18 protein-coding genes are annotated in these 20314 nt (G+C 56.4%); 7 read left to right on the forward strand and 11 right to left on the reverse strand.

The window, feature by feature from the left end:
* Positions 1–60: 60 nt before the first annotated feature.
* The 5 genes from zntB to ABLU80_RS05775 form a co-directional block, all read right to left on the reverse strand.
* Positions 61–1044, reverse strand: coding sequence for a zinc transporter ZntB (zntB, locus tag ABLU80_RS05755; RefSeq protein WP_015366313.1), 984 nt, complete (start codon positions 1042–1044; stop codon positions 61–63).
* Positions 1045–1597: 553 nt separating this feature from the next.
* Positions 1598–2515, reverse strand: a complete 918-nt coding sequence (locus ABLU80_RS05760) for an ROK family protein (protein ID WP_348849810.1) — start codon at positions 2513–2515, stop codon at positions 1598–1600.
* Entirely contained in the window at positions 2512–3372 is an 861-nt protein-coding gene (locus ABLU80_RS05765; RefSeq protein ID WP_101704734.1) for an ABC transporter permease, read from the reverse strand. The genes ABLU80_RS05760 and ABLU80_RS05765 overlap by 4 nt, the downstream gene beginning before the upstream one ends.
* Position 3373: 1 nt before the next feature.
* A complete protein-coding gene (locus ABLU80_RS05770) occupies positions 3374–4294 on the reverse strand; it encodes an ABC transporter permease (protein WP_015366310.1) in 921 nt (306 codons plus the stop codon).
* A 24-nt stretch (positions 4295–4318) separates the two neighbouring features.
* Positions 4319–5851 carry an ABC transporter substrate-binding protein gene (locus ABLU80_RS05775; RefSeq protein ID WP_020078627.1) on the reverse strand — a complete coding sequence of 511 codons (1533 nt, stop codon included), beginning with the start codon at positions 5849–5851 and terminating at the stop codon, positions 4319–4321.
* Between the two features lie 232 nt (positions 5852–6083).
* Between ABLU80_RS05775 and ABLU80_RS05780 the strand changes: the two genes are divergently transcribed.
* The 7 genes from ABLU80_RS05780 (at position 6084) to ABLU80_RS05810 (ending at position 13668) form a co-directional block, all read left to right on the forward strand.
* On the forward strand, positions 6084–7217 hold the full coding sequence (locus ABLU80_RS05780; protein WP_047080932.1) for an ROK family transcriptional regulator: 1134 nt from the start codon (positions 6084–6086) through the stop codon (positions 7215–7217).
* 13 nt (positions 7218–7230) lie between these two features.
* Positions 7231–8682 (forward strand): M81 family metallopeptidase, encoded by a 1452-nt coding sequence (locus ABLU80_RS05785; protein WP_086631127.1) that lies wholly within the window; start codon positions 7231–7233, stop codon positions 8680–8682.
* A gap of 3 nt (positions 8683–8685) precedes the next feature.
* The gene (locus tag ABLU80_RS05790; protein ID WP_213795969.1) at positions 8686–10503 is read left to right on the forward strand and encodes an ABC transporter ATP-binding protein; all 1818 of its coding nucleotides are present in this window, start codon (positions 8686–8688) and stop codon (positions 10501–10503) included.
* A 186-nt stretch (positions 10504–10689) separates the two neighbouring features.
* Positions 10690–11436, forward strand: a complete 747-nt coding sequence (locus tag ABLU80_RS05795; protein WP_047076377.1) for a DeoR/GlpR family DNA-binding transcription regulator — start codon at positions 10690–10692, stop codon at positions 11434–11436.
* 13 nt (positions 11437–11449) lie between these two features.
* Entirely contained in the window at positions 11450–12532 is a 1083-nt protein-coding gene (locus ABLU80_RS05800; RefSeq protein ID WP_072382935.1) for an oxidoreductase, read from the forward strand.
* A gap of 203 nt (positions 12533–12735) precedes the next feature.
* Positions 12736–12930 carry a hypothetical protein gene (locus tag ABLU80_RS05805; protein WP_047058661.1) on the forward strand — a complete coding sequence of 65 codons (195 nt, stop codon included), beginning with the start codon at positions 12736–12738 and terminating at the stop codon, positions 12928–12930.
* Positions 12931–13101: 171 nt separating this feature from the next.
* Complete coding sequence (locus tag ABLU80_RS05810; RefSeq protein WP_348849811.1) at positions 13102–13668, forward strand: DJ-1/PfpI family protein; 567 nt, start codon at positions 13102–13104, stop codon at positions 13666–13668.
* Positions 13669–13733: 65 nt separating this feature from the next.
* Here ABLU80_RS05810 and ABLU80_RS05815 read toward each other — a convergent pair whose 3' ends face one another.
* From ABLU80_RS05815 to ABLU80_RS05840, 6 genes are all read right to left on the reverse strand, one after another.
* Complete coding sequence (locus ABLU80_RS05815) at positions 13734–15074, reverse strand: VasL domain-containing protein (RefSeq protein ID WP_348849812.1); 1341 nt, start codon at positions 15072–15074, stop codon at positions 13734–13736.
* A 20-nt stretch (positions 15075–15094) separates the two neighbouring features.
* Positions 15095–15538, reverse strand: a complete 444-nt coding sequence (gene tssE / locus ABLU80_RS05820; RefSeq protein ID WP_032708247.1) for a type VI secretion system baseplate subunit TssE — start codon at positions 15536–15538, stop codon at positions 15095–15097.
* A 1-nt stretch (position 15539) separates the two neighbouring features.
* Complete coding sequence (gene tssJ, locus ABLU80_RS05825; protein ID WP_348849813.1) at positions 15540–16076, reverse strand: type VI secretion system lipoprotein TssJ; 537 nt, start codon at positions 16074–16076, stop codon at positions 15540–15542.
* Between the two features lie 228 nt (positions 16077–16304).
* Positions 16305–16874, reverse strand: a complete 570-nt coding sequence (locus ABLU80_RS05830; RefSeq protein ID WP_348849814.1) for a DUF3304 domain-containing protein — start codon at positions 16872–16874, stop codon at positions 16305–16307.
* 108 nt (positions 16875–16982) lie between these two features.
* Positions 16983–19412, reverse strand: a complete 2430-nt coding sequence (locus ABLU80_RS05835; protein WP_348849815.1) for a DUF2235 domain-containing protein — start codon at positions 19410–19412, stop codon at positions 16983–16985.
* Entirely contained in the window at positions 19385–19957 is a 573-nt protein-coding gene (locus ABLU80_RS05840) for a DUF3304 domain-containing protein (protein WP_047047413.1), read from the reverse strand. The genes ABLU80_RS05835 and ABLU80_RS05840 overlap by 28 nt, the downstream gene beginning before the upstream one ends.
* Positions 19958–20314: the final 357 nt, after the last annotated feature.

Below are 20314 nucleotides of genomic sequence, written 5' to 3' on the forward strand. Positions count from 1 at the left end.
TTGATTTCGCTCAAATATTGCCGGAGTTTCAGCGGCAAAATCACCTGAAAAGACAATTTCTTACAACCATTTACTACGATGTAACCACCAGGTAACACCACCGATTAGAACAACTAACATTACGCAAAATATCGAAAAGCCAAGATGCCAGCTGTTGCCAGGAATACCGCCAAGGTTGACGCCAAACAGACCGGTCAGGAAAGTGCTGGGCAAAAAAACCATCGCCATCAATGACATCGTGTAAGTCCGCCGCGACAGCGACTCCTGCATGATCTGCGCGATTTCATCGCTCATGATTGCCGTGCGGGCAATGCAGCTGTCAATCTCGTCAAGACCGCGGCCAAGACGGTCGGCAATATCTTGCATCCGCCGACGGTGATCGTCACTCATCCACGGCAGACGCTCACTGGCAAGACGGGCGTAGACATCGCGCTGCGGAGCCATATAGCGGCGCATGACGATAAGCTGCTTTCGCAGTAGCGCCAGAAAACCGCGCGGCGGCACCTGCTGATCAAGCAGGTCATCTTCAAGGTCGATAATCCGGTCGTGCAGCTGTTCAATAAACTCGCTGGCGTGATCGGTCAACGCATCGCAAATTTCCACCAGCCAGCTGCCGCAATCCGTCGGCCCGTTGCCTTCCTGCAGATCCCCCAGCACATCATCCAGCGCCAGCACCTTACGCTGACGGGTGGAAACGATTAGCCGCTCGTCCATATACAGTCGCATCGCCACCAGTTGATCGGGGCGTTCATCGGTGCTGCCGTTGATACAACGCAAGGTAATCAGCGCGCCATCGCCGATACGCGTCACCCGCGGGCGCGTGCTTTCACCGGCCAGCGCGTCGCGAACATTATTCGGTAACAACGGCGTGGCGGCTAACCAGTCGGCGCTGTCGGTATGGGTATAATTGAGATGTAGCCAGCAGGGACTGCTCTTATCGATAATATCGTCATCAGCCAGCGGCTTTACGCCGCCCTGCCCGTCGAGCACCCATGCAAAGATGGCGTCCGGCACTTTCAGCTCCGAGCCCTTAATCGCGTCCACTGAACCTCCATTAATGCATGTCTGTAAAAAGCGTGAATAATCCATAAGGTACGCTATTCGGCTGCATTTCGCCTCCCGCAATCGTCGCAATCGCCTAACAAGTAGACAGCGCACCGTTTTTAATGACGCTAATGGCACTACAGCACAAAAGTTGTTCAGGCCGCCAGAAAGGGAGAACCCGCCATTGGCGGGTTCTTATTCGTTCGTATCAGTCGTCGGCTAATCCACTGTATTAACCTTTGCCGTCGTCTGGGCGGGCACAGGACAGGATTAGTAGCAAGCGTTCATTTTTTCTCTTCCGCATAGCGGCGGGCGTTATCGTGTAAATTAGTGCACATGGTTATTACTCCATTTTTATAAGCAGACTAAGAGCCTATCCCATTAGGGCTATTTTACTTGCCATTTTGAACCAGGGCAGTGCTCGAAATCCTCACGTACTACGTGTACGCTCCGGTTTCTGCGCGCTGTCCGTGTTCAAACTGGCTGTGCCAATTACGCCTACTGGGATAGGCTCTAATCCTAGAAGCTTCCGTCAAATTCGCCACATTTCTGGCTAAAATTTTTCCCAGCCCAGCACCGATGCTCCCAATAATCCCCCTTCGCGACTAAATTGCCCGGCGACCAGTAGTGGCTCAGCGCTCTTCAGCAGAATCTTTGCCCGCAATGCTGTATCAAGGCGCGCCAGCAGCGTCGTTTCGCTCGCCAGCCCGCCGCCTGCGACGATTTTATGCGGCCCGAGGATATTTACCGCATGAGCCAACGGTTCGCTCACCAGTTCAAGCCATACTTCAAGGGTCAACGCCGCTGTCTCTTCTCCGGCCATACCCTGCTTCACGATCTCGACACTGCTTAACGCCTGACCGCTGAGCAGTTGATGCAGCCGCTGCATCCCTTTTGCACCGCCGAGCGTATCGAGGCAGCCCTGCTGTCCGCAGCCGCAGGCCAGCCGCGGCAACTCAATTCCCCGCAGTTGAGTGCGCGTAATGGGTCCGTGCCCCCACTCGGCGCCGATCCCCTGATTGCCGTAGAGGATGTTACCGTTGATGGCAACCCCCCCGCCGATCCCGCTGCCGAGTATCACCCCCAACACCACCGGCAGATCTTTTGCCGCGCCGAAACGCGCCTCGGCTAAGGTAAAACAGTCAGCATCGTTAGCCATCGCCACCGGGCGCCCGAGCTCAACCTGCAGCGAACGGGTTATATCGATACCGGCGAACGGCGGAATGTTGCTCGACAGAATACGGTCGTTGGCGACATCCACCACGCCGGCGCAGGAGAGCGCCAGTGGACTCTGTTCGCTAATCGCATCGCCATATTGCGCGATAATCTCCTGCACGGCGCAGACGAAGTCGGGCCAGGAGCTTAGCGGCATCGCCCGCTGGCGCGGCATAACAAGTTGCCCCAGCGCCGGAGAAACCGCGCTTTTAATAAAGGAGCCGCCAATATCCAGACACAGCACGCTGTTACTCATAGGCGCGAATCCATTAAATCACGCAGGCCATCGCCCAGCAGGTTGAAGCCTAATACCGAAAAGACAATAGCCAGCCCCGGCCATAGCGAAATCCCCAGGCTGATACCCAGGAAGTTACGCCCGTCGCTCATCATTGTCCCCCACTCCGGCATCGGCGGTTGCACGCCCATGCCGAGGAAGGAGAGCGAAGCCGCGGCCAGGATCACCGAGCCGCCGGTCAATGTCGCCTGCACGGTAATCGGCCCCAGGGTATTTCGCAGGATGTAGTGGATTATCTGTCGGCGATAGCCAATTCCCAGCGCCCGTGCCGCTTCCATGTACTCCATATTCTTGATGCCCAAAGTAAGGTTACGGCTGAGGCGCGCGTAAACCGGCACCGAGAAGATAGCGATCGCCAACAGCATATTCATCAACCCTGCGCCGAGGACGCTGACCAGCAGGATCGCCAGCACGATGCCGGGAAAAGCGAAAATGACATCCATCACCCACATAATCAGGTGGTCGACACTTTTACCGCACAGGGCGGCGATAATGCCCAGAGGCAGCCCCATCAGTAGCGACAGCGCCACGCTGACCACCACTTCAATCAGCGAGATCCTGGCGCCGTAAATGGTGCGGGAAAAGATATCGCGGCCATAGTCATCGGTGCCCAGCCAGTGGTCTGCCGACGGCGCGGAGAGAATATTCAGCAGGTCCTGCGCATAGGGATCGTAGTGGCTTAACCACGGCGCGAAGAGGGCACATACCATGATTAAGGCGACGATGAAGCCGCCGAGGGTCAGCGAGGGATGCTCCATCCCCCAGCGCAGGCCGCTGAGCACACCGCTGCGCGATTTGGCGAGTGAAATTTCCGACATATCAGTCAAACCTTATTTTCGGGTTGATTCTGGCGATAATCATCTCGCCAACCAGGTTCATCACCACCACGCTTGCCACCGTAATCATCGTCACTCCCTGAATGACGGGATAATCGCGATAGCGTACCGAATCCACCAGATAGCGGCCTATCCCAGGCCAGTTAAACACCGACTCGGTCACCACCGCGCCGCCGATCAGGCTGCCGAAGTTCAGTGCGATAATCGTCACGATGGGGATCAGCGCATTGCGCAGCGCATGCTTGAAATAGACCTGAAACGGTGCCAGTCCTTTGGCCCGCGCGGTGCGGATGTAATCCTCGCCTAACACATCAACCATACTGGAGCGGGTCATCCGCGACATCACCGCCATCGGGAAAATCCCCAGGCAAACCGACGGCAGGATATAGCTTTTCCAGCCTTCGGCGCCCAGTAGCGGTAGCCAGCCCAGCTTCACCGAAAAGGTATCCATGGCGATCAGCGCCAGCCAGAAATTGGCTATCGACGCGCCGGCAATCGCCACCAGCATCAGCACATGGTCGGCAACATGATTGCGGTAAATCGCCGCACACATCCCCATGGGAATACCGAGGATCACCGCCATCATCCACGCCAGCAGCGCCAGGCCTAAAGTATAAGGAACCCGTTCGCTCATTTCGGCGGAGACCGGCTGACCGGACTTCAGCGAAGTGCCAAAATCCCCCTTCAGCATTCCGCTAACGAAATGGCCATACTGCACCGCCAGCGGATCGTCCAGACCGAGGCGCGTATGCATACGACTGACATCATCCTGGGTGGCCTGCGGCCCGGCCATCAGGCGGGCCGGGTCACCGGGGAGCATCCTGATCGCCAGAAAGACAATCAGCGATGCCCCCAGTAGGATCAGCGGCAAAGAAAGCAGTTTTTTAATCACATAAGCTTTCATAACAACTCCACCCTGACCTCGACGTTAAGGCTTTTGCGCTTCGGTAACGATAATTTCGCCACCCGGCTCCATCCGCACGCCTTTAATGGTGGCGCGGGTGGCGTACAGATCGTCCTGGAAGTAGAGCATCACATGCGGTGCGTCGTGCATAATGGCCTTTTGCGCCGCCACATATTCAGCGATACGCGCGTTGTCATCCATGGTGGTCGCCGCTTTGTCTAACAGCTCATCCACCTGCGGGTTGCGGTAGAAGCCAAGGTTAGCCCCGGCCGGCGCGGCGCTCTGTGAGTAGTACAGCGGGCGCAGCTGCAAATCAGACCCATTAAGGCCGGAGGACCAGGAGGCCAGCACCGCATCGGTACGGTTGGCCAACTTTTCCGCCGCCGGCGCAAACGCCGCTTTGCTCCAGACGCCGCTCTCCATCTGCTGGATATTGAGCTTCACGCCAACTTTGCCCCACATCGCCTGCAGGATTTGCGCGGTACGCGCATCCGGTCCCTGCACGGCGATGTTCATCTCAAAGCCCTGCGGGTAACCGGCCTCTTTTAATAGCGCTTTCGCTTTATCGAGATCCCACGGATAGTCGTTGAGGGTTTTATCATATCCTTCGTTCACCGGCGCCAGCGGCGAGTTGGCGGCAGAAGCAAAGCCAAACATCACCGCCTTCAGCAGCGCTTCTTTGTCGGTCGCCAGGTTCAGGGCCTGACGCACGCGGACATCGTTCAGCGGTTTTTGCTCAACGTTGAGCGCCACCCAGAATACCGACGCCCCCTGCCCCTGCTCCAGTTTCACCTGCGGGTTGCTTTTCAACTGCCGACCAAACTGCGGCGGTACCGGGTTAATCACATCGACCTGGCCGGAAAGCAGCGCCATGTTCATCACCGACGGCTCCGCGCTCCAGGTCCACTTAATCTCATCCGGGCCGTGATTCTCGCCCCAGTATTTCGGGTTTTTCTTCTCCAGCACATATTCACCGGTTTTATACTCCTGCAGCATGTACGGGCCGGTACCGTCCGCTTTACGGCCAATGGTGCCGGCTTTCGCCGCCGCCGGGCTCACCATCTTCGCCGAGCCGCCGGTCAACAGATTGAGGAAAGAGGGATAGACCTTTTTCAGCGTAATCTCGACGTTGTTATCATCGATCTTCTTCACTGAGGCGATAACGTTGCGCATCCGCGAACTGGCTGCCAGGCCGCCTTTTGGGTCGATATGTCGTTCGATATTGGCGACCACCGCATCGGCATTAAACGGCGAACCATCATGAAAAGTGACGTTCTTACGCAGGGTAAACGTCCAGACTTTACCGTCATCGCTCACCTTCCAGGCGGTGGCCAGCGCGGGCGCTATCTTGAAATCCGGCGATAAATCTACCAGGCCTTCATACATTGGTTTTAATACGGTATCGGTAAAGGTCGCGGTTTGATCACCCGGATCCATGCTCCGCGGAGGTTCGTTTTGCATCACGTTCAGCGTTGCCGCCTGCAGCGCCGTCGCCCCGCCAGCCGCCAGTAAGCCTGCCAGAATGGCAAGTCGATATTTATTCATAATTGCCTTCATCCGTTAACCCCTACCTGTCTGTTATGTCGCCAGTTGTGGCTGTTATGTTGCGATTAGGTTTTCTTTTTACCTAAAACAGTGTCCCATAAATGTGATATTAGCCATGAATAACGCTTAATTAGGTAATAAATTTAACTTATATGTGATGCTTTAGTTATTTTTGAAAATAAAGTGGTTGCTAAAGCGCCAGCCCGCGATTATGTTCAGAAAAAAGCGTTATGGCTGAGTAACTATGCTGAACAAACTCCACCAACAATTGATTCATTTGGTCTGTAGCGAGGAAGGCGCCAGCCGCGCTGACCTCGCCCGCCTGACGGGTATGAGTAAAGCGGCCATTGGTGCGCTGGTAAAAGAGATGCTGGCTGATGGTCTGCTACAGGAGAGCGATATGGCCGCTTCCGGAGGTCAGGGACGCCCCTCCGTCACCCTGTCACTGGCGCCGGACGCTGCTTACGCCATCGGCATCTCGCTGATTGATAATCAGCTTGTGTTGGTGCTGATGAATGCCTGCGGCGAGAAAATCGCCGAGCGTCTGCTCACGCCACAGCTTGAAATCCCCGACGTAATTCAGCAACTGGCAGGTGAAATCCGCAGTTTATTAAACGATACGCTCATCGAGCGCCAACGGCTGGTCGGCATCGGTTTTGCCCTGTCTGCCTTTGTCGACGCCGCGCAAGCGGTCTGCGTACAGTCGGCGCTGCTGGGCTGGCATCAGGTGCCGCTAGCTGAATTGTTAAGCCGCGCGACCGGCGGGATCCCGGTATTTATTGAAAACGACACCCGGGCACTGGCGAACTGGGAGAAAACGTTTGGCCATCTGCGCAAGCTGGAGAGCGCAGTGGTGATTTCCCACGGCAGCGGCATCGGCAGCGCGGCGGTCATCTATGACCGAATCTGGCGCGGCGCCCACGGCGGCGCAGGCGAAATAGCCCATTGCACCATTATGCCTGCAGGCACGCCTTGTCGCTGCGGGAAGCGCGGCTGTCTCGACACCATTGCGTCTCTCACCGCTATCTTTGAACAGGCGCGCATGGCCGGTATCAACACCGACCAACTGGATGAACTGGAGGCCATGGCGCGCAAGGGCCACACTGCCGCCATCCAGATCTTGCATCGGGCCGGTGACGCCTTAGGGTTGGCTATTTCACATCAGATCCAGACCCACGATCCGGCGGCGATCATGCTTGCCCATCAGCCGGAAAGCTTTAACGGTTTACTGAATACCGTGATGCAACAAGCCATTGAAACCAACCTGCTGCCGGGGATGGCGGGGAAAACGCCGCTTATCTATCGCCCGCTGGTTCCAGATAGCTGGGCGCTCGCCGCGGCGAGCGTCGCTCTGACTCACGTTCTCTTTCCAGGATAATTTCGAGGTCCCTATGCGCATTGCCGTTGGTGGAATACATATTGAATGCAGCACGTTTAACCCGGTACTGACTCATGAAGCAGAGTTTCGCACCGTCAGAGGCGATGCCCTGCTGCAGGCGCCCCACTTTCAGTTTTTACGTGATTATCCGGCGACGTTTCTGCCGACGCTGCACACCAGAGCGATTCCCGGCGGCCCGGTGGCGCGAGAGACCTATGAACAGTTCAAAGCCGAATTCTTAAGCCGTCTACAGGCGCAACTGCCGATCGACGGCCTGTACCTGGCGATGCACGGCGCAATGTACGTTGAAGGTATGGAAGACGCTGAAGGCGACTGGATCGCTGCTGCCCGCGCCTGCGTCGGGGATGACTGCCCGATTGCCGTCAGCTACGATCTACACGGTAACGTGACCCAGCGCATTATCGACGCCATCGACATGTTCTCAACCTATCGCACCGCGCCGCATATCGATATCGAAGAGACCATGCGCCGTTCGGTCAGTATGCTGGTGAATAGTCTGCAAAGCGGCGTGCGCCCGGGCATAGTGTGGGCCCCCATCCCGGTATTACTCCCTGGCGAGCGAACCAGTACAGAAGATGAACCGGCGAAAAGCCTCTACGCCATGCTGCCGCACAGCGACCAGATAGACGGCGTACTCGATAGCTCATTAATGGTCGGCTACGTCTGGGCCGATGAACCGCGCGCCACCGCCGCGGCCATTTTTACCGGCACCGATCGCGCGGTACTGGAGCAACAGGCCGCGAAACTGGCACAGGCCTATTGGGACGCGCGGGAAGATTTTGTTTTCGGCTGCCGGACGGGCAGCGTCGCCGAATGCGTCGCTCAGGCTATCGCCAGCGCTACGGGCCCGGTGATCCTGGCGGATTCTGGCGATAATCCAACCGGCGGCGGCGTCGGCGATCGCGGCGATGTGCTCGCCGAACTGCTGCGCCAGCAGGCGCAAAATACTCTGGTTGCCGGCATTACCGACGCGCCAGCGACGCGTGCGGCCTTTGAAGCCGGTATTGGCGCTGAACTACAGCTAACACTCGGCGCTAACCTCGATCCGGCTGGCGTCAGCGCGAGCGCGCGTTTTACCGTGACAGGTTTGCTGGCGGCAGGCCCGCAGCGCCCGGCCAATCAGGCGATTTTGCAGACCGGCGGTATTACCGTGGTGGTGGCTGACCGTCGTCGTCCGTATCACGACATTGCTGACTTTAGCGCGCTGGGGTTAGACCCGCGGCAGGTGAAAATTCTGGTGGTCAAATCCGGCTATTTATCGCCGGAACTGGCGCCGCTGGCCAATCCGAACCTGATGGCGCTCTCGGAAGGGGTCGTCGATCAGGATATTGAACGGGTGGCCCGCCGGCGAATGCTGACTCCGACCTGGCCGTTTACGCGTGACCTCGAATTCACCCCACAGGTGCGGGTTTCCGCCCGCGCGCCCTTTGCCAGGGAGTCCTGAGTCATGAACCGGGAAACGCCTGCGCCAGTGCTGGCCGTCAACAATCTGAGCCTCTCATTCCGCCACGGCGATAGCTGGCAGAAAGTGGTGCGTAATATCAGTTTTAGCCTTTATCCAGGTAAGACGCTGGCGATTGTCGGCGAATCGGGCTCAGGCAAAAGCGTGACGGCGATGGCCATCATGCGCCTGCTTTCTGCCCGCCATAGCCGTACCGAGGGACAGGTGTTGCTCGGCGGCAAATCCCTGCTCGAGATTCCTGAAGAGGAGATGCGTCGTGTACGCGGCGCCGAGGTAGCGATGATTTTTCAGGAGCCGATGACCAGTCTTAATCCGGCCTTTACCATCGGCAATCAGATAGCGGAAGTTTTTATCCGCCATCAGAGTTTATCGGCGCGCCAGGCGAAGCAGGAAGCCATCGCCCTGCTGGAAAAAGTCCGCATTCCGCATCCCGCACAGCGTTTCGATGAATATCCGCATCAGTTTTCCGGCGGTATGCGCCAGCGCGCGATGATCGCGATGGCGCTGGCCCTGAAGCCAAAACTGCTGATCGCCGATGAGCCCACTACCGCGCTGGACGTCACTATCCAGGGGCAAATCCTCGATCTGATTAAAACTCTGCAGGCAGAAAACAATACCGCGGTGCTGTTTATTACTCATGATATGGGCGTGGTCGCGGAAACCGCCGACGATACGTTGGTGATGTTCCGCGGCGACGCCATCGAATGCGAGCGCACGCCGAAGCTATTCGCCGCACCTCAACAGCCCTATACCCGCGCGCTGCTGGCCTCGGTACCTGCGGCAGGTGAAATGGATGTAAGCTCGACCCCCTGTAAATTTCCATCGGTGAACCTGCAAACCGGAGAAATTCATCGTTATCCGCCAGAAGCGGATCTCAGTCTGACCAGCAACGAACCTGTGCTGTCGGTCAAAAACCTGGTCACCCGTTTTCCCGTCAAAAAAGGCTTTTTTAATCAGTTAGCCGGGCATATCCACGCCGTAGAAAACGTCAGCTTTGATTTATGGCCCGGCGAAACGCTATCGCTGGTGGGCGAATCAGGCTGCGGTAAATCGACCACCGGTCGCAGTCTCATTCGCCTGGTCCAGGCGCAATCCGGCCATGTTCGCCTTAATGGCTATGACGTCCTGCAAGCCGGGCGCCAGCAGCAAAAGCGGATGCGTCAGGATATCCAGATGATATTTCAGGATCCGTTCGCCAGTCTGAATCCGCGGCTGAAAATCCAGGAAACGCTGATTGAACCGCTGCTGGAAAATGGCCTTGCCACCCGCCAGCAGGCGCTGGCGCGCGCCCATGAATTAATTGAAAAAGTGGGGCTCAACGTCGCGGTACTTAACCGCTATCCGCATGAATTTTCCGGTGGTCAGCGCCAGCGCATCTGCATTGCCCGCGCGCTGGCGATGAATCCCAAGGTGATTATCGCCGACGAGTCGGTGTCGGCGCTGGATGTCTCGGTCAAGGCGCAGGTGGTCAACCTGATTATCGAACTGCAACGAACGATGAAAATCGCCTTTCTGTTCATCTCGCATGATATGGCGGTGATTGAACGCATCAGCCACCGGGTGGCGGTGATGTATCTCGGTGAAATTGTCGAAATTGGCCCGCGGCAGGCCATTTTCGCCAATCCGCAGCACCCGTATACGCAAAAGCTGATTGCGGCGATCCCAAAGACCGATCCGTCTCGTCGCCATCTGTTGCGTGAAGCCAATAACGATGAACTGCCGTCGCCGTTTCGCGATAAAGACTGGCAGCCGCCGACCCGTCGCTACGAACAAGTCGGTAACCAGCACTGGGTAATGCGCTAAGCGGATTACCTTTAAATAGACCGGTTTAACGCTCTATAGGCTGCGCTGAGCCGGTCCCCTTCCCAAAAGCGATGCTCCATCTCCTCTTTTAACTGGTAACGCATTTTTTGCTGTTTTTTGCGATTCACATTCTCACATCATGCTGTATTATGCAGGTTGTTGCAGTATTTTGCAGGAACAGCAATTATGCATAAAACCGCCCGACAACAGTTTTTGCTCGAACTACTGAGCGAAAACGGTCAAATTAGCATCAGCGAACTGGTTGAACGATTGCAGGTCTCGCCCGATACCGTTCGCCGCGATCTAAGTGACCTGGAAAAACGTGGACTGGTGCAGAAAAACCATGGCGGCGCTATCGCCCTCGATCTTCCGGCCATGAATCGCCAGGGGCGCAATGCGCTGCTGCCCGAGACTAAGCAACGCCTTGGCGCGCTGGTCGCCCGTGAGGTTCCTCCGGGTGCAACGCTATTTTTAGACGCCGGCAGCACGGTACTCGCCGTCGCCGCGCATCTAAAAGGACCGCTGACGGTCATCACCCCTTCTCTGGATATTGCCCAACTATTTAGCGAGCGGCCCGATATCGAGTTGGTTTTACTTGGCGGGAAATGGGATATGCGGCAGCGGCTGTTTGCCGGTAGCGCCACGCTGGCGCTGCTTTCTCGTTACCGCGCGGATATCGTCATTCTCGGTGCCTGCGCGATCCATGCGCGGCAAGGGCTTAGCGCCAGCCAGGAAGCGGATGCTGAAGTGAAACGCGCCATGCTGGCAGCCAGCGTCGAGCACTGGCTGGTGGCTGATCATCTGAAACTTAATCGCTGCGAGCCTTACCTGGTCGCCGAACTGAAACACATCGATCGTCTATTCCTCGACAAGCCGTGGCACGCGCTTGGCGAAGACAATTCAATGCAGGTCAGCATTGCTGACGCTGAATAACGTGGAGAAAGTCATGCATAAAGTTATCAACGGCGCAGGTAAGCACATTAATATTGCGCTGATCGGCTACGGATTTGTCGGCAAAACGTTTCACGCGCCGCTCATTAATTCGGTCGAAGGGTTAAAGCTTGCCGTCGTCGCCTCCCGCGACGAAGCTAAAGTGAAACAGGATCTGCCGGATGTCGCGGTAATCGCTTCGCCGGAAGAGGCCATTCAGCATCCGGACGTCGATCTGGTGGTACTCGCTTCGCCAAACGCCACCCACGCCCCGCTGGCTCGCCTGGCGCTCAATGCCGGTAAGCACGTAGTGGTAGATAAACCTTTTACTCTCGATATGCAGGAAGCGCGCGAGCTGATCGCGCTGGCGGAAGAAAAGCAACGGTTGCTTTCTGTCTTCCATAACCGCCGTTGGGATAGCGATTATCTCGGCATTAAGCAGGCCATCGAGCAGGGGCTGATCGGCGAGGTTAAGCATTTCGAGTCGCATATCGACCGCTTCCGCCCGCAGGTTCGCGTCCGCTGGCGCGAGCAGAACGTACCGGGTAGTGGCCTGTGGTTTGATATTGGCCCGCACCTGATCGACCAGACGCTGCAACTTTTCGGCCTGCCGCAAACTGTACAGGGCAATATTGCCACCCTGCGCCAGGGCGCGGAGATTAACGACTGGGCACATGTGGTACTGAACTATCCACAGCACAAAGTGATTTTGCACTGTAGCATGCTGGTGGCCGGCGGCGTCTCGCGTTTCACGGTCCACGGAGATAGCGGCAGCGTCGTGAAACTGAAAGCAGACCAGCAGGAGAGCCAGCTGCTGGCAGGCGTCATCCCAGGGAGTGAAAGCTGGGGCCAGGATGACGACAGCATGACGTTGTTCGACGCCAGCCTGCAGGCGCACACGCTCGCCACGCCGAAAGGCGATCAGCGCCAGTACTATATTCAGGTTCGTGATGCCCTGCTGGGCAAAATCGCCAACCCGGTGCCTCCGCTACAGGCGCTGGCAGTGATGGCGGTGCTGGAAGCTGCCGTTGCCTCGTCAGAAAGCGGCAGCGTGCAGAAGCTGGCGTTAACCACCAACGAACTGGCCGGGCTTCAGTAAGCTCTCCCTGGCGGCTGTCGTACTCTTCAGCCGCTACATATTCTCTTCTGCTGAAAAACCTCCCAAGGAAAATCTCTCTCGATCGCCAATTGGCTGCTGGAAATTTGCCACATTTGGGAGCAGGATATAATCAAATACCTGATTATTGTGGTACGCCCTTAGCTTCTGCGGACGCAGCCCGACACACTGGACAGGAGAATGTCATGTATTACACGTTAGGAGAAAAGACCCTCCACTTTTATCGCTATCAGTGCCGTTACTACGTCGCCCACTGGGACGGCGGCCACGTGATGAACGAGCAGTTCAAGCCGTTTATCGCCGGGATCAGCGAAAAGACCGGCCTGGAAGCGAAGCGTGTAGAAGCGGTTGCCCGCGACTACTTCACTAACGTGGATTAACTCTGACCGCTTTTTGTTGCCGTGGCCGTTAGCTGCGGCAACGCATTCCCCTCGGGTTAAATCCCGTCAGCCAAATGTCATCAATAACCATTTTTGAGCGCCCTCACGGTTCGCTTTCTCTCTTGTGGCAGTCTATATCTTATTCATCTTTATCGTGGGAGGAACAAGAATATGGGCAAGAAAATTTTAATGCTGGTGGGTGATTACGCTGAAGATTACGAGACCATGGTACCGTTTCAGGCATTACAGATGATCGGCCATCAGGTTGATGCTGTCTGTCCGGATAAGAGCAAAGGCGACTATATTATTACGGCGATTCATGATTTTGACGGCGCTCAGACCTACAGCGAAAAACCCGGTCACCGCTTCGTACTGAACGCCGATTTTGCCAGCGCCAGAGAACAGGACTACGACGCCCTGCTGATCCCCGGCGGCCGCGCGCCAGAATATCTGCGCCTGAATGAGCAGGTGATTAAACTGGTCCAGGCTTTCGACGCCGCGCATAAACCGATTGCCGCCGTTTGCCATGGCCCGCAGCTTCTTGCCGCCGCGGGTATTCTTAAAGGCCGTACCTGTAGCGCTTACCCGGCTTGCGCTCCCGAAGTGCGACTCAGCGGCGGGCATTATGCGGATATTGGCATCGACCAGGCGCATGTTGACGGCAATCTGGTCACCGCACCCGCCTGGCCTGCCCACCCGCAGTGGCTTGCTAAATTTGCCGAGGTGTTGCAGCGGTAAGCACCGTTGCCAGGGCTGGCGTCGCTACGCTACGATATGCCCCAGCCCTTACGCCTTGCGCGAAGCTATTCCGCCATTTTACTTTTCAGTAGCGCATAAGAGACTATCAGCTGCTGCAGGTGTTGTTCCGCCTGTTGCTGCTGCGCAGCGCGGCTGATTTGTCCTTCTGTCATCGCTGATAGTTGACGTAACTGTTCTTCAGCCGGGACGGTTCGATTAAAAGACTGAGTAATGGCGAACACCGCGGATTTGAGTTCACTAACCGTCATGTATTTTCCCTTCTGTTCATCAAGGGCATCCAGACGCTGAGTCAATTGCTGCAGTTGCTGCATTCCCTGATACCACCCGGTGAGGTTTTCCGCCGGCAGCGCGGCGGCTATGATCTGCTGCTGCCACTGCGAGGACAATGCTTTCGCCTGCTCCGGCCATAGCACTTGTGCCTGTTGTACCAGTTGCTCGCTATAGTCGATGGCCCAATTCGGCTTGAGTTGGGCCAGATCTGACAGCTGCTGCCGGGTCTGCTTGATCCCACTGTCTGCTGACGGTGCGTGCAGAGAAAAGGAGCGTAACTGCTCTGGCGAAAGAACCGTCGGCAATGGCGCCAGACTGAGAGCGAATTGCCGCTGTTCCGGGTCTGGTTCATTCATCGCCTGCCACCCCCACCCCGCCGCTGCGGCCAGCGCCAGCATCGTCAGCATACCGGCCATGAAAGGTCGCCATCGTTTTTCAGAGTTCTGACGCTCATTGCCAACTTGCACGTTTGGCAGCGTTTCCGGCGGCGCAATATAAACCCACTTCGTTCGCTCAACCCGCTCATCCAAATGGGTGGAAGCATTCTCCATCGCGACTACGCGCGGTAGGGTATCAACGCTAGTAACACCATCGCTATTCTCCAGCCATACTGCCGCGTTATGCATCAAATTGAGCAACGCATCAAACTGACTGGCATGCTTTAATTCCAGACGCTGTAGCGCAGCATCCAGCGCTTTCAGATGCGCTTCCGCCTCATAAATCAAACTAAGATCGGCATAGGTCAGCGTCAGAGTACGCAGCGCTTGCTGTAGCCGTTTACCCAAACCGATGAGGATTTCCATCCGCGCGTGTACCGGCTGTGGCCAAAGGCTCCCCCACTGACGAGTAATTAGCGTTTCCAGAATAGCAAGGCCTTCATTCAGGCCGGATAACCCGGTTAACTGCGTACGGGCAAGCGTATACCAGGCCGCGGTCTGCAGCTCTACGCCGTTACGGTCAAATAATGACAGGCAAAGCCGTTCTGCGTATAGCCAGTCAACGTCGGGGCGCGCCGGGTGGCTGAGTTTATGCATTTCTTCACGCAGCTTTGCGTAGTCTGCCAGCGTGCGCGGGTCGCCGCCGGTAGTCAGGTGACGCTTAGGATAAGTTGTCATAGGAGTAACCAGAGTGAGGGCTAAATAGCGGTGCGAGCATTCAGATACTGTTGCTGTTTCAGATGGCGAAGGAGAACCCTGCCTTCAGGCATAAATTCCGTGCCATAGCGTACCAGACCAATTTCCTTCAGTTCCGCGTCGATGGCATAACGTAGTTCGCCCGGCTGTGTCTGTTCGAGCATCTCCACACGGAGGCTGTTCAGCCGCGGTTCGTATTTGAGCAGTACCGCGGACAGCGTGGTCATTAACTGATGTGCGCTACCCGGCATCCCCTGGAGAATTTTTGTCATATCCGGCAGACCGTAATCCGGAAGATGCGCCAGCGTGCCCGCCCGGCAGTTGAGGATACGCTGCATATTATCAAGCACCGATAAAATGACCTGATTTTCTTCACCGATCTGATGCAGCTCGAGACCGCCGGAGAAATTACCAAACAGGGTGTCGTAAAGTGAGGGGCGCGGCATTTTAGTTACCTTTTAACGGTTGCAGCGTCAGCCGGTTGTGACCGGCTTCGATAATACGCGGCTTGTCGGGGTCGAGGTCGTCGCGGGTCAACACTAACCGCCAGCTGTCCTTGACCCGATCCGGCGCGATAAACATCCCCGCCACCGCGACGTATTGCGCCGCCGTCTCCAGCGGCATATCCAGCGCCACGGATTCCCCCGGGCGTAGACGGATATCTTTTTGGGCCAGCCAATCGCTTGGTATTGCCCGGCTATCGTCAGCAAATAGCGAGGGATAATCGCTGGCGTCAAACGCTTTGCGCTCTTTGAGTTGGTAAATTCGCACTACGGTTGCCAATGACGCCCCTTGCGCATTGTGGTTCATCCCTTCCCGGGCCCGAATATCCAAATGCAGCGTTTTGATCTGTTTATAAAAAATAGCGTAGGTCACTGAGACGGCTCCATCTTTTACGCTCTGCGTCAGGCCGCAGCCGGTTAAGGCTGCAGTGAGAGTGATGGGCAGCAATGTGGCGCAATTTTTACCAGCGATAGTTGCCATCTTCATCGTTCTCCCTTCGGTGAATATTTTTCGGATGCGCTGATAACGCCCCAGATGAATGGTGATAATGTCAGTAGCAGGGTATTGCGCGTTAAGCGGGCGCAGTACCGCGGTCCGCCCTAACCGCGCCGCGTTTTTGGGTTGGCAAGAGCGTTGCGCAGCCGGTAATAAATGGCGGGCCACATACAGCTGTAGCCGTACATCCAAATGGGCGCCCAGCCAGGGCATTCAGCGTGGAGTCTGCGGTGTCGGACATACGATCTCCTCCTTGATATGATTTATAAGCACGTTTTGCGCTTTTTTTAGTCCGTCAGTCTCAGGCTGTATCGGATATTCAGGGGCCGCTCGACCATAGCAGGAACGCACTATCCGCACCTTATCACAGGGGAAAATATGCACATCAAAGCCGCATCCTTGTTCTTTATCCCAACGTTCGATAGGGACAGTAATCGGCCCATGTTTCTGATAGTGAGTTTCATAATCATCGGGCATCTCACTGGACTTCATCCAGGAGTTAGGGTCGGAAGTCCAGGTGATTTTTGCCGTCAGGCCCGGGCGCCAGACATCTGGCACCATCACGCAGCAGAAGCCGCCGCCGCCGCCGTAGGGATTAGCTCTTGGCCCGCCGTAACCATTCACCTGCATCGAAACAATAGCGTCCGGACCGTGGTTTAAAACTGTTATATCGGCGGCGCTCATGCCGTCATGACTGTGATCGCGGCAGGCCGTCAATAGACAGAGAAAAACGGCGACCAGTACCGCCAGCCCTGTGGGCAAAATACGGGTATGCTTTATCATTGATGTATCCTTACAAAAATAAAATAAAGTAATGAATTATTAAGAGATGACGTAATTACAGATTTTTATTTTTACGACGCCGTCCATAGTAATATGGTAATTAAAGTGTCAGGGAAGCAGTATTTTAAAAGCCTCGCTTTTTATATCCCGATATATTTTCCCCAGCACGCCCGATACCGTATTCAGATCTTTCATATCCGTTCGCGCCTGCACTAATATATCGCCAACATTAATATCAATAATCGCTTTTACCCGCTGGCCAAATTGTTTCACCGAATCCCACGTATCGTCATCGTTATCGTAAATCGTCCGCGACGCAAAATAACCGTGGGAAAACGAGGAATGCAGCGGATCATGATTATATTTGGCCAGCGTGTCATGCACGTAGTTATCGTAAAAATCCAGCATCGTCGGCGAGCCCATCAGCGCCGCCCGCCGGGCATCGCCGCTTTTCTTGATCTGGATATATTCCGACTCCTGCGCCGCCACCAGCGGACCGCCAAGCTGGTCGGTTTGCGTGGTGGGGATCACATCCAGCAGCACCTGGCCCAGCAGCGCCACGATACCGGTATGGGCAAAGTCATAACCCCACGCCGAGCGATCCAGACGATCCTTATCGATAAACGGCACTTCACGCGGCCCTTCACTTTCCACGGGCGCTGTCGCCGACGGCAGCGCGCCGGACGATTCATTCAGCGCCTGCTGATAAAAAGGCTTACGCTGATAATACTTATCGGCGTATTGCGGGCTGGCAAAGCGCTCGGTGCGCCAGGCGGTGATCCAGCTCAGCTGGTCCGCCAGCATCACCTCCAGCGCTTTGGCCTTCAGCGGCACATACACCGGATCCGGCAGCTTGCCCAGCGGGCCGTTCTCCGGCGACTTCGCGGCGGTGGCCGCGGCTTTCGCCTTATCGCCATCCGCCTTGTCGTGAGCCGCCTTCAGCGCGGCGACCGGATCCCGCCCCTGGGCCACGGCGATGGCCACCACCTCCGCCTCGTTGACGGCCGGCGTTTCGCTCTTCGCCCCGGCCTGCTGCCAGGCGTTAAACAGGGCGATGGCCTGGGCGGAGATTTTGAATTGATCTGCGACATCCCCTTGCATTACCCGATATTTTTTACCTTTGGCGCCGCCGGGCAATACCTCCTCAGGTACGCTCAGCGGCGCCCCGGCATCAAAAGCGGCGGCATACATATCATGCAGCACAATCTTTGACAGCAGACTGCGGGCGTCGGTCTGCACCTTACCGAGTTCGGTGGGCTTACAGTCGCCGCCGACATCGGCATGCATCCCGGGGTAGACCACCTCCACCGCCCCGGCCGGGTATTTACCGTCCGGACCGCGAATGGAATCCAGCGGCAGGTCGCCATGCTGCTCGTGGCCGGCGACAAAGTGGTAGCAGCTTTTTAAGAAACCTTTGGTGGTCGGTAGCCGCAGGCTGTTGGCCGCCCAGCCCAGATGCCCGGTGGCCGACGGCAGGATATGCGGCACGCCAACCGCGGATACCGTATCCAGCAGCCCCATAAACTCGATACTGATGGGGATGCCCAGCAGGGTCGGGCCGCCTGGCACCACCGTTCCCGCCGGCAGCATATTTGTCGCATCGAGCGGCATTTTAGCGTCATCGAGCAGCGACGCCAGCCCGCGGGCGAAGGCGCGGGCGGTGGCGGCCCCCCGGCAGTAGCCGTAGACAAAGAGCTTGATTTTGGCGATGCGCCGCTGCGAGCGCTGGATATACAATCGTGTCGGCTGCCGCGGCCACTGGTTGACCACGGCACCCAGATGGTCGTCGCAGAATTTGTCAAGTGCGCTTTTACGGTTGAACTTCTGGGTCAGCCGCGAGAAGGGCCAGACGGTGGCCATACTGTTCCGGTATCTGGTCAGTTCGCTGTCTTTGATCGCGGTTTTGTTCACCGCATAGCAGATGCTGCTGTATGTTTTAAGCAGCGCCTGATTGATACGGTCCTCACCGCCGTTGGCAAACAGCTCGCCGTCCAGCGAGTAGTGCTCTTCGCCAATCTGCGGAAAGCGCGCCCCACAGCCGGGAAAATAGTAACTAAAATAGCCATCGTTTTCTGCAGTATTCTTTTGATCAACCCAACTGGCCGCATGATAAAGCCGGCCGATATTGGTCAACGGCGGGTTTCGCGAGCCATACACTTCATCACCATCTTCTTCATTACAGCAGGTACCGTCAAAGAACAGGCTGATATGCAGGCTGGCCGGGCAGCCCGGTTCCGTTTTTTTATCCAATTGATGATCGGACTCCCCGACATACCCCTCCAGGTACTGCCTGGCGTAGTTTCCTTCGGTCTGCGTTCTGCTCGCCGGCAGGCGGCCGCGCTCGTTGTATTCGGTTTTCTGCTGCGTGGAGTTATCCGCTGACGTTTTCCCCTTTTTGTCATCCGGCCCGGGAAACTTCGGCGGTAAACTGGCCGCTTCCGCGGTGGAGGTTTTAACCGTGACCGGGGTGGCACCGGTCTGAAAGGCGGCAATAAGCGCCTTCAGGGCATTCAGCGTGGAGTCTGCGGTGTCGGACATACAACTTCCTCCTTAATATGTTTGAAAATGATCTTATCCGCTCGTTGCTCCCAGTCAGGAGGAGACTGGGGTACCGGGTAGCCCGGCTGCCCAGGCGGGATGCAGGAACGCACTATCCGCACTTTATCGCAGGGGAAAATATGCACATGAAAGCCGCAAGCCTGATCCTCTTCCCAGCGTTCAATGGGCACGGTGATCGGGCCATGGCGCTGATAGTATTGCGAATAGTTGTCAGGCATATCGCTTATTTTCATCCAGGAGTTAGGGTCGGAAGTCCAGGTAATTTTTGCCGTCAGCCCCGGGCGCCAGACATCTGGCACCATCACACAGCAGAAGCCGCCGCCGCCGCCGTAGGAATTGGCCCTTGGTCCCCCGTAGCCGTTCACCTGCACCGAAACGATGGCGTCCGGACCATGGTTTAAAAGGGTGATGTCAGCGCCGCTCATGCCGTCGCGACTGTGGTCACGACAGGCCGTCAGCAGGCAGAGAAAAACGGCGGCCAGCACCGCCAGCCCGCCGGGCAAAATACGGATATGCTTTATCATTGATGTGTCCTTACAAATACAAAGTGATGACTTATTAATAAATGGCGTAATTAAATGCTTGTATTTATGCTAATAGATGAACCTTCATATATAACTGATGATGATATTTGTAGCGGTCAAATAAAATGGGCCGCTACAAATATCAATACCGGTTTCTCATAGACCAGAGCCGGGCAATATTAGTCAGCAGCGAATTGTGTATGCAGGCTGGCGGGACAGCCCGGCTCCGTTTTTTTGTCCGAGGGATGATCGGACTCCCCGACATATCCCTCCAGGTACTGCCTGGCGTAGTTGCCTTCGGTCTGCGTTCTGCTCGCCGGCAGGCGGCCGCGCTCGTTGTATTCGGTTTTCTGCTGC

Origin of the sequence: Klebsiella sp. CN_Kp104 (genome assembly GCF_040064515.1) — a bacterium.
Taxonomy (GTDB): Bacteria; Pseudomonadota; Gammaproteobacteria; order Enterobacterales; family Enterobacteriaceae; genus Klebsiella; species Klebsiella aerogenes.

What these genes read in the sequence shown, in the direction of transcription:
- ABLU80_RS05760 (WP_348849810.1), bottom strand. Translation starts at nt 2,515, where the DNA reads ATGAGTAACAGCGTGCTGTGTCTGGATATTGGCGGCTCCTTTATTAAA.
- ABLU80_RS05765 (WP_101704734.1), bottom strand. Translation starts at nt 3,372, where the DNA reads ATGTCGGAAATTTCACTCGCCAAATCGCGCAGCGGTGTGCTCAGCGGC.
- ABLU80_RS05770 (WP_015366310.1), bottom strand. Translation starts at nt 4,294, where the DNA reads ATGAAAGCTTATGTGATTAAAAAACTGCTTTCTTTGCCGCTGATCCTA.
- ABLU80_RS05775 (WP_020078627.1), bottom strand. Translation starts at nt 5,851, where the DNA reads ATGAAGGCAATTATGAATAAATATCGACTTGCCATTCTGGCAGGCTTA.
- ABLU80_RS05780 (WP_047080932.1), top strand. Translation starts at nt 6,084, where the DNA reads ATGCTGAACAAACTCCACCAACAATTGATTCATTTGGTCTGTAGCGAG.
- ABLU80_RS05785 (WP_086631127.1), top strand. Translation starts at nt 7,231, where the DNA reads ATGCGCATTGCCGTTGGTGGAATACATATTGAATGCAGCACGTTTAAC.
- ABLU80_RS05790 (WP_213795969.1), top strand. Translation starts at nt 8,686, where the DNA reads ATGAACCGGGAAACGCCTGCGCCAGTGCTGGCCGTCAACAATCTGAGC.
- ABLU80_RS05795 (WP_047076377.1), top strand. Translation starts at nt 10,690, where the DNA reads ATGCATAAAACCGCCCGACAACAGTTTTTGCTCGAACTACTGAGCGAA.
- ABLU80_RS05800 (WP_072382935.1), top strand. Translation starts at nt 11,450, where the DNA reads ATGCATAAAGTTATCAACGGCGCAGGTAAGCACATTAATATTGCGCTG.
- ABLU80_RS05805 (WP_047058661.1), top strand. Translation starts at nt 12,736, where the DNA reads ATGTATTACACGTTAGGAGAAAAGACCCTCCACTTTTATCGCTATCAG.
- ABLU80_RS05810 (WP_348849811.1), top strand. Translation starts at nt 13,102, where the DNA reads ATGGGCAAGAAAATTTTAATGCTGGTGGGTGATTACGCTGAAGATTAC.
- ABLU80_RS05815 (WP_348849812.1), bottom strand. Translation starts at nt 15,074, where the DNA reads ATGACAACTTATCCTAAGCGTCACCTGACTACCGGCGGCGACCCGCGC.
- tssE (WP_032708247.1), bottom strand. Translation starts at nt 15,538, where the DNA reads ATGCCGCGCCCCTCACTTTACGACACCCTGTTTGGTAATTTCTCCGGC.
- tssJ (WP_348849813.1), bottom strand. Translation starts at nt 16,076, where the DNA reads ATGGCAACTATCGCTGGTAAAAATTGCGCCACATTGCTGCCCATCACT.
- ABLU80_RS05830 (WP_348849814.1), bottom strand. Translation starts at nt 16,874, where the DNA reads ATGATAAAGCATACCCGTATTTTGCCCACAGGGCTGGCGGTACTGGTC.
- ABLU80_RS05835 (WP_348849815.1), bottom strand. Translation starts at nt 19,412, where the DNA reads ATGTCCGACACCGCAGACTCCACGCTGAATGCCCTGAAGGCGCTTATT.
- ABLU80_RS05840 (WP_047047413.1), bottom strand. Translation starts at nt 19,957, where the DNA reads ATGATAAAGCATATCCGTATTTTGCCCGGCGGGCTGGCGGTGCTGGCC.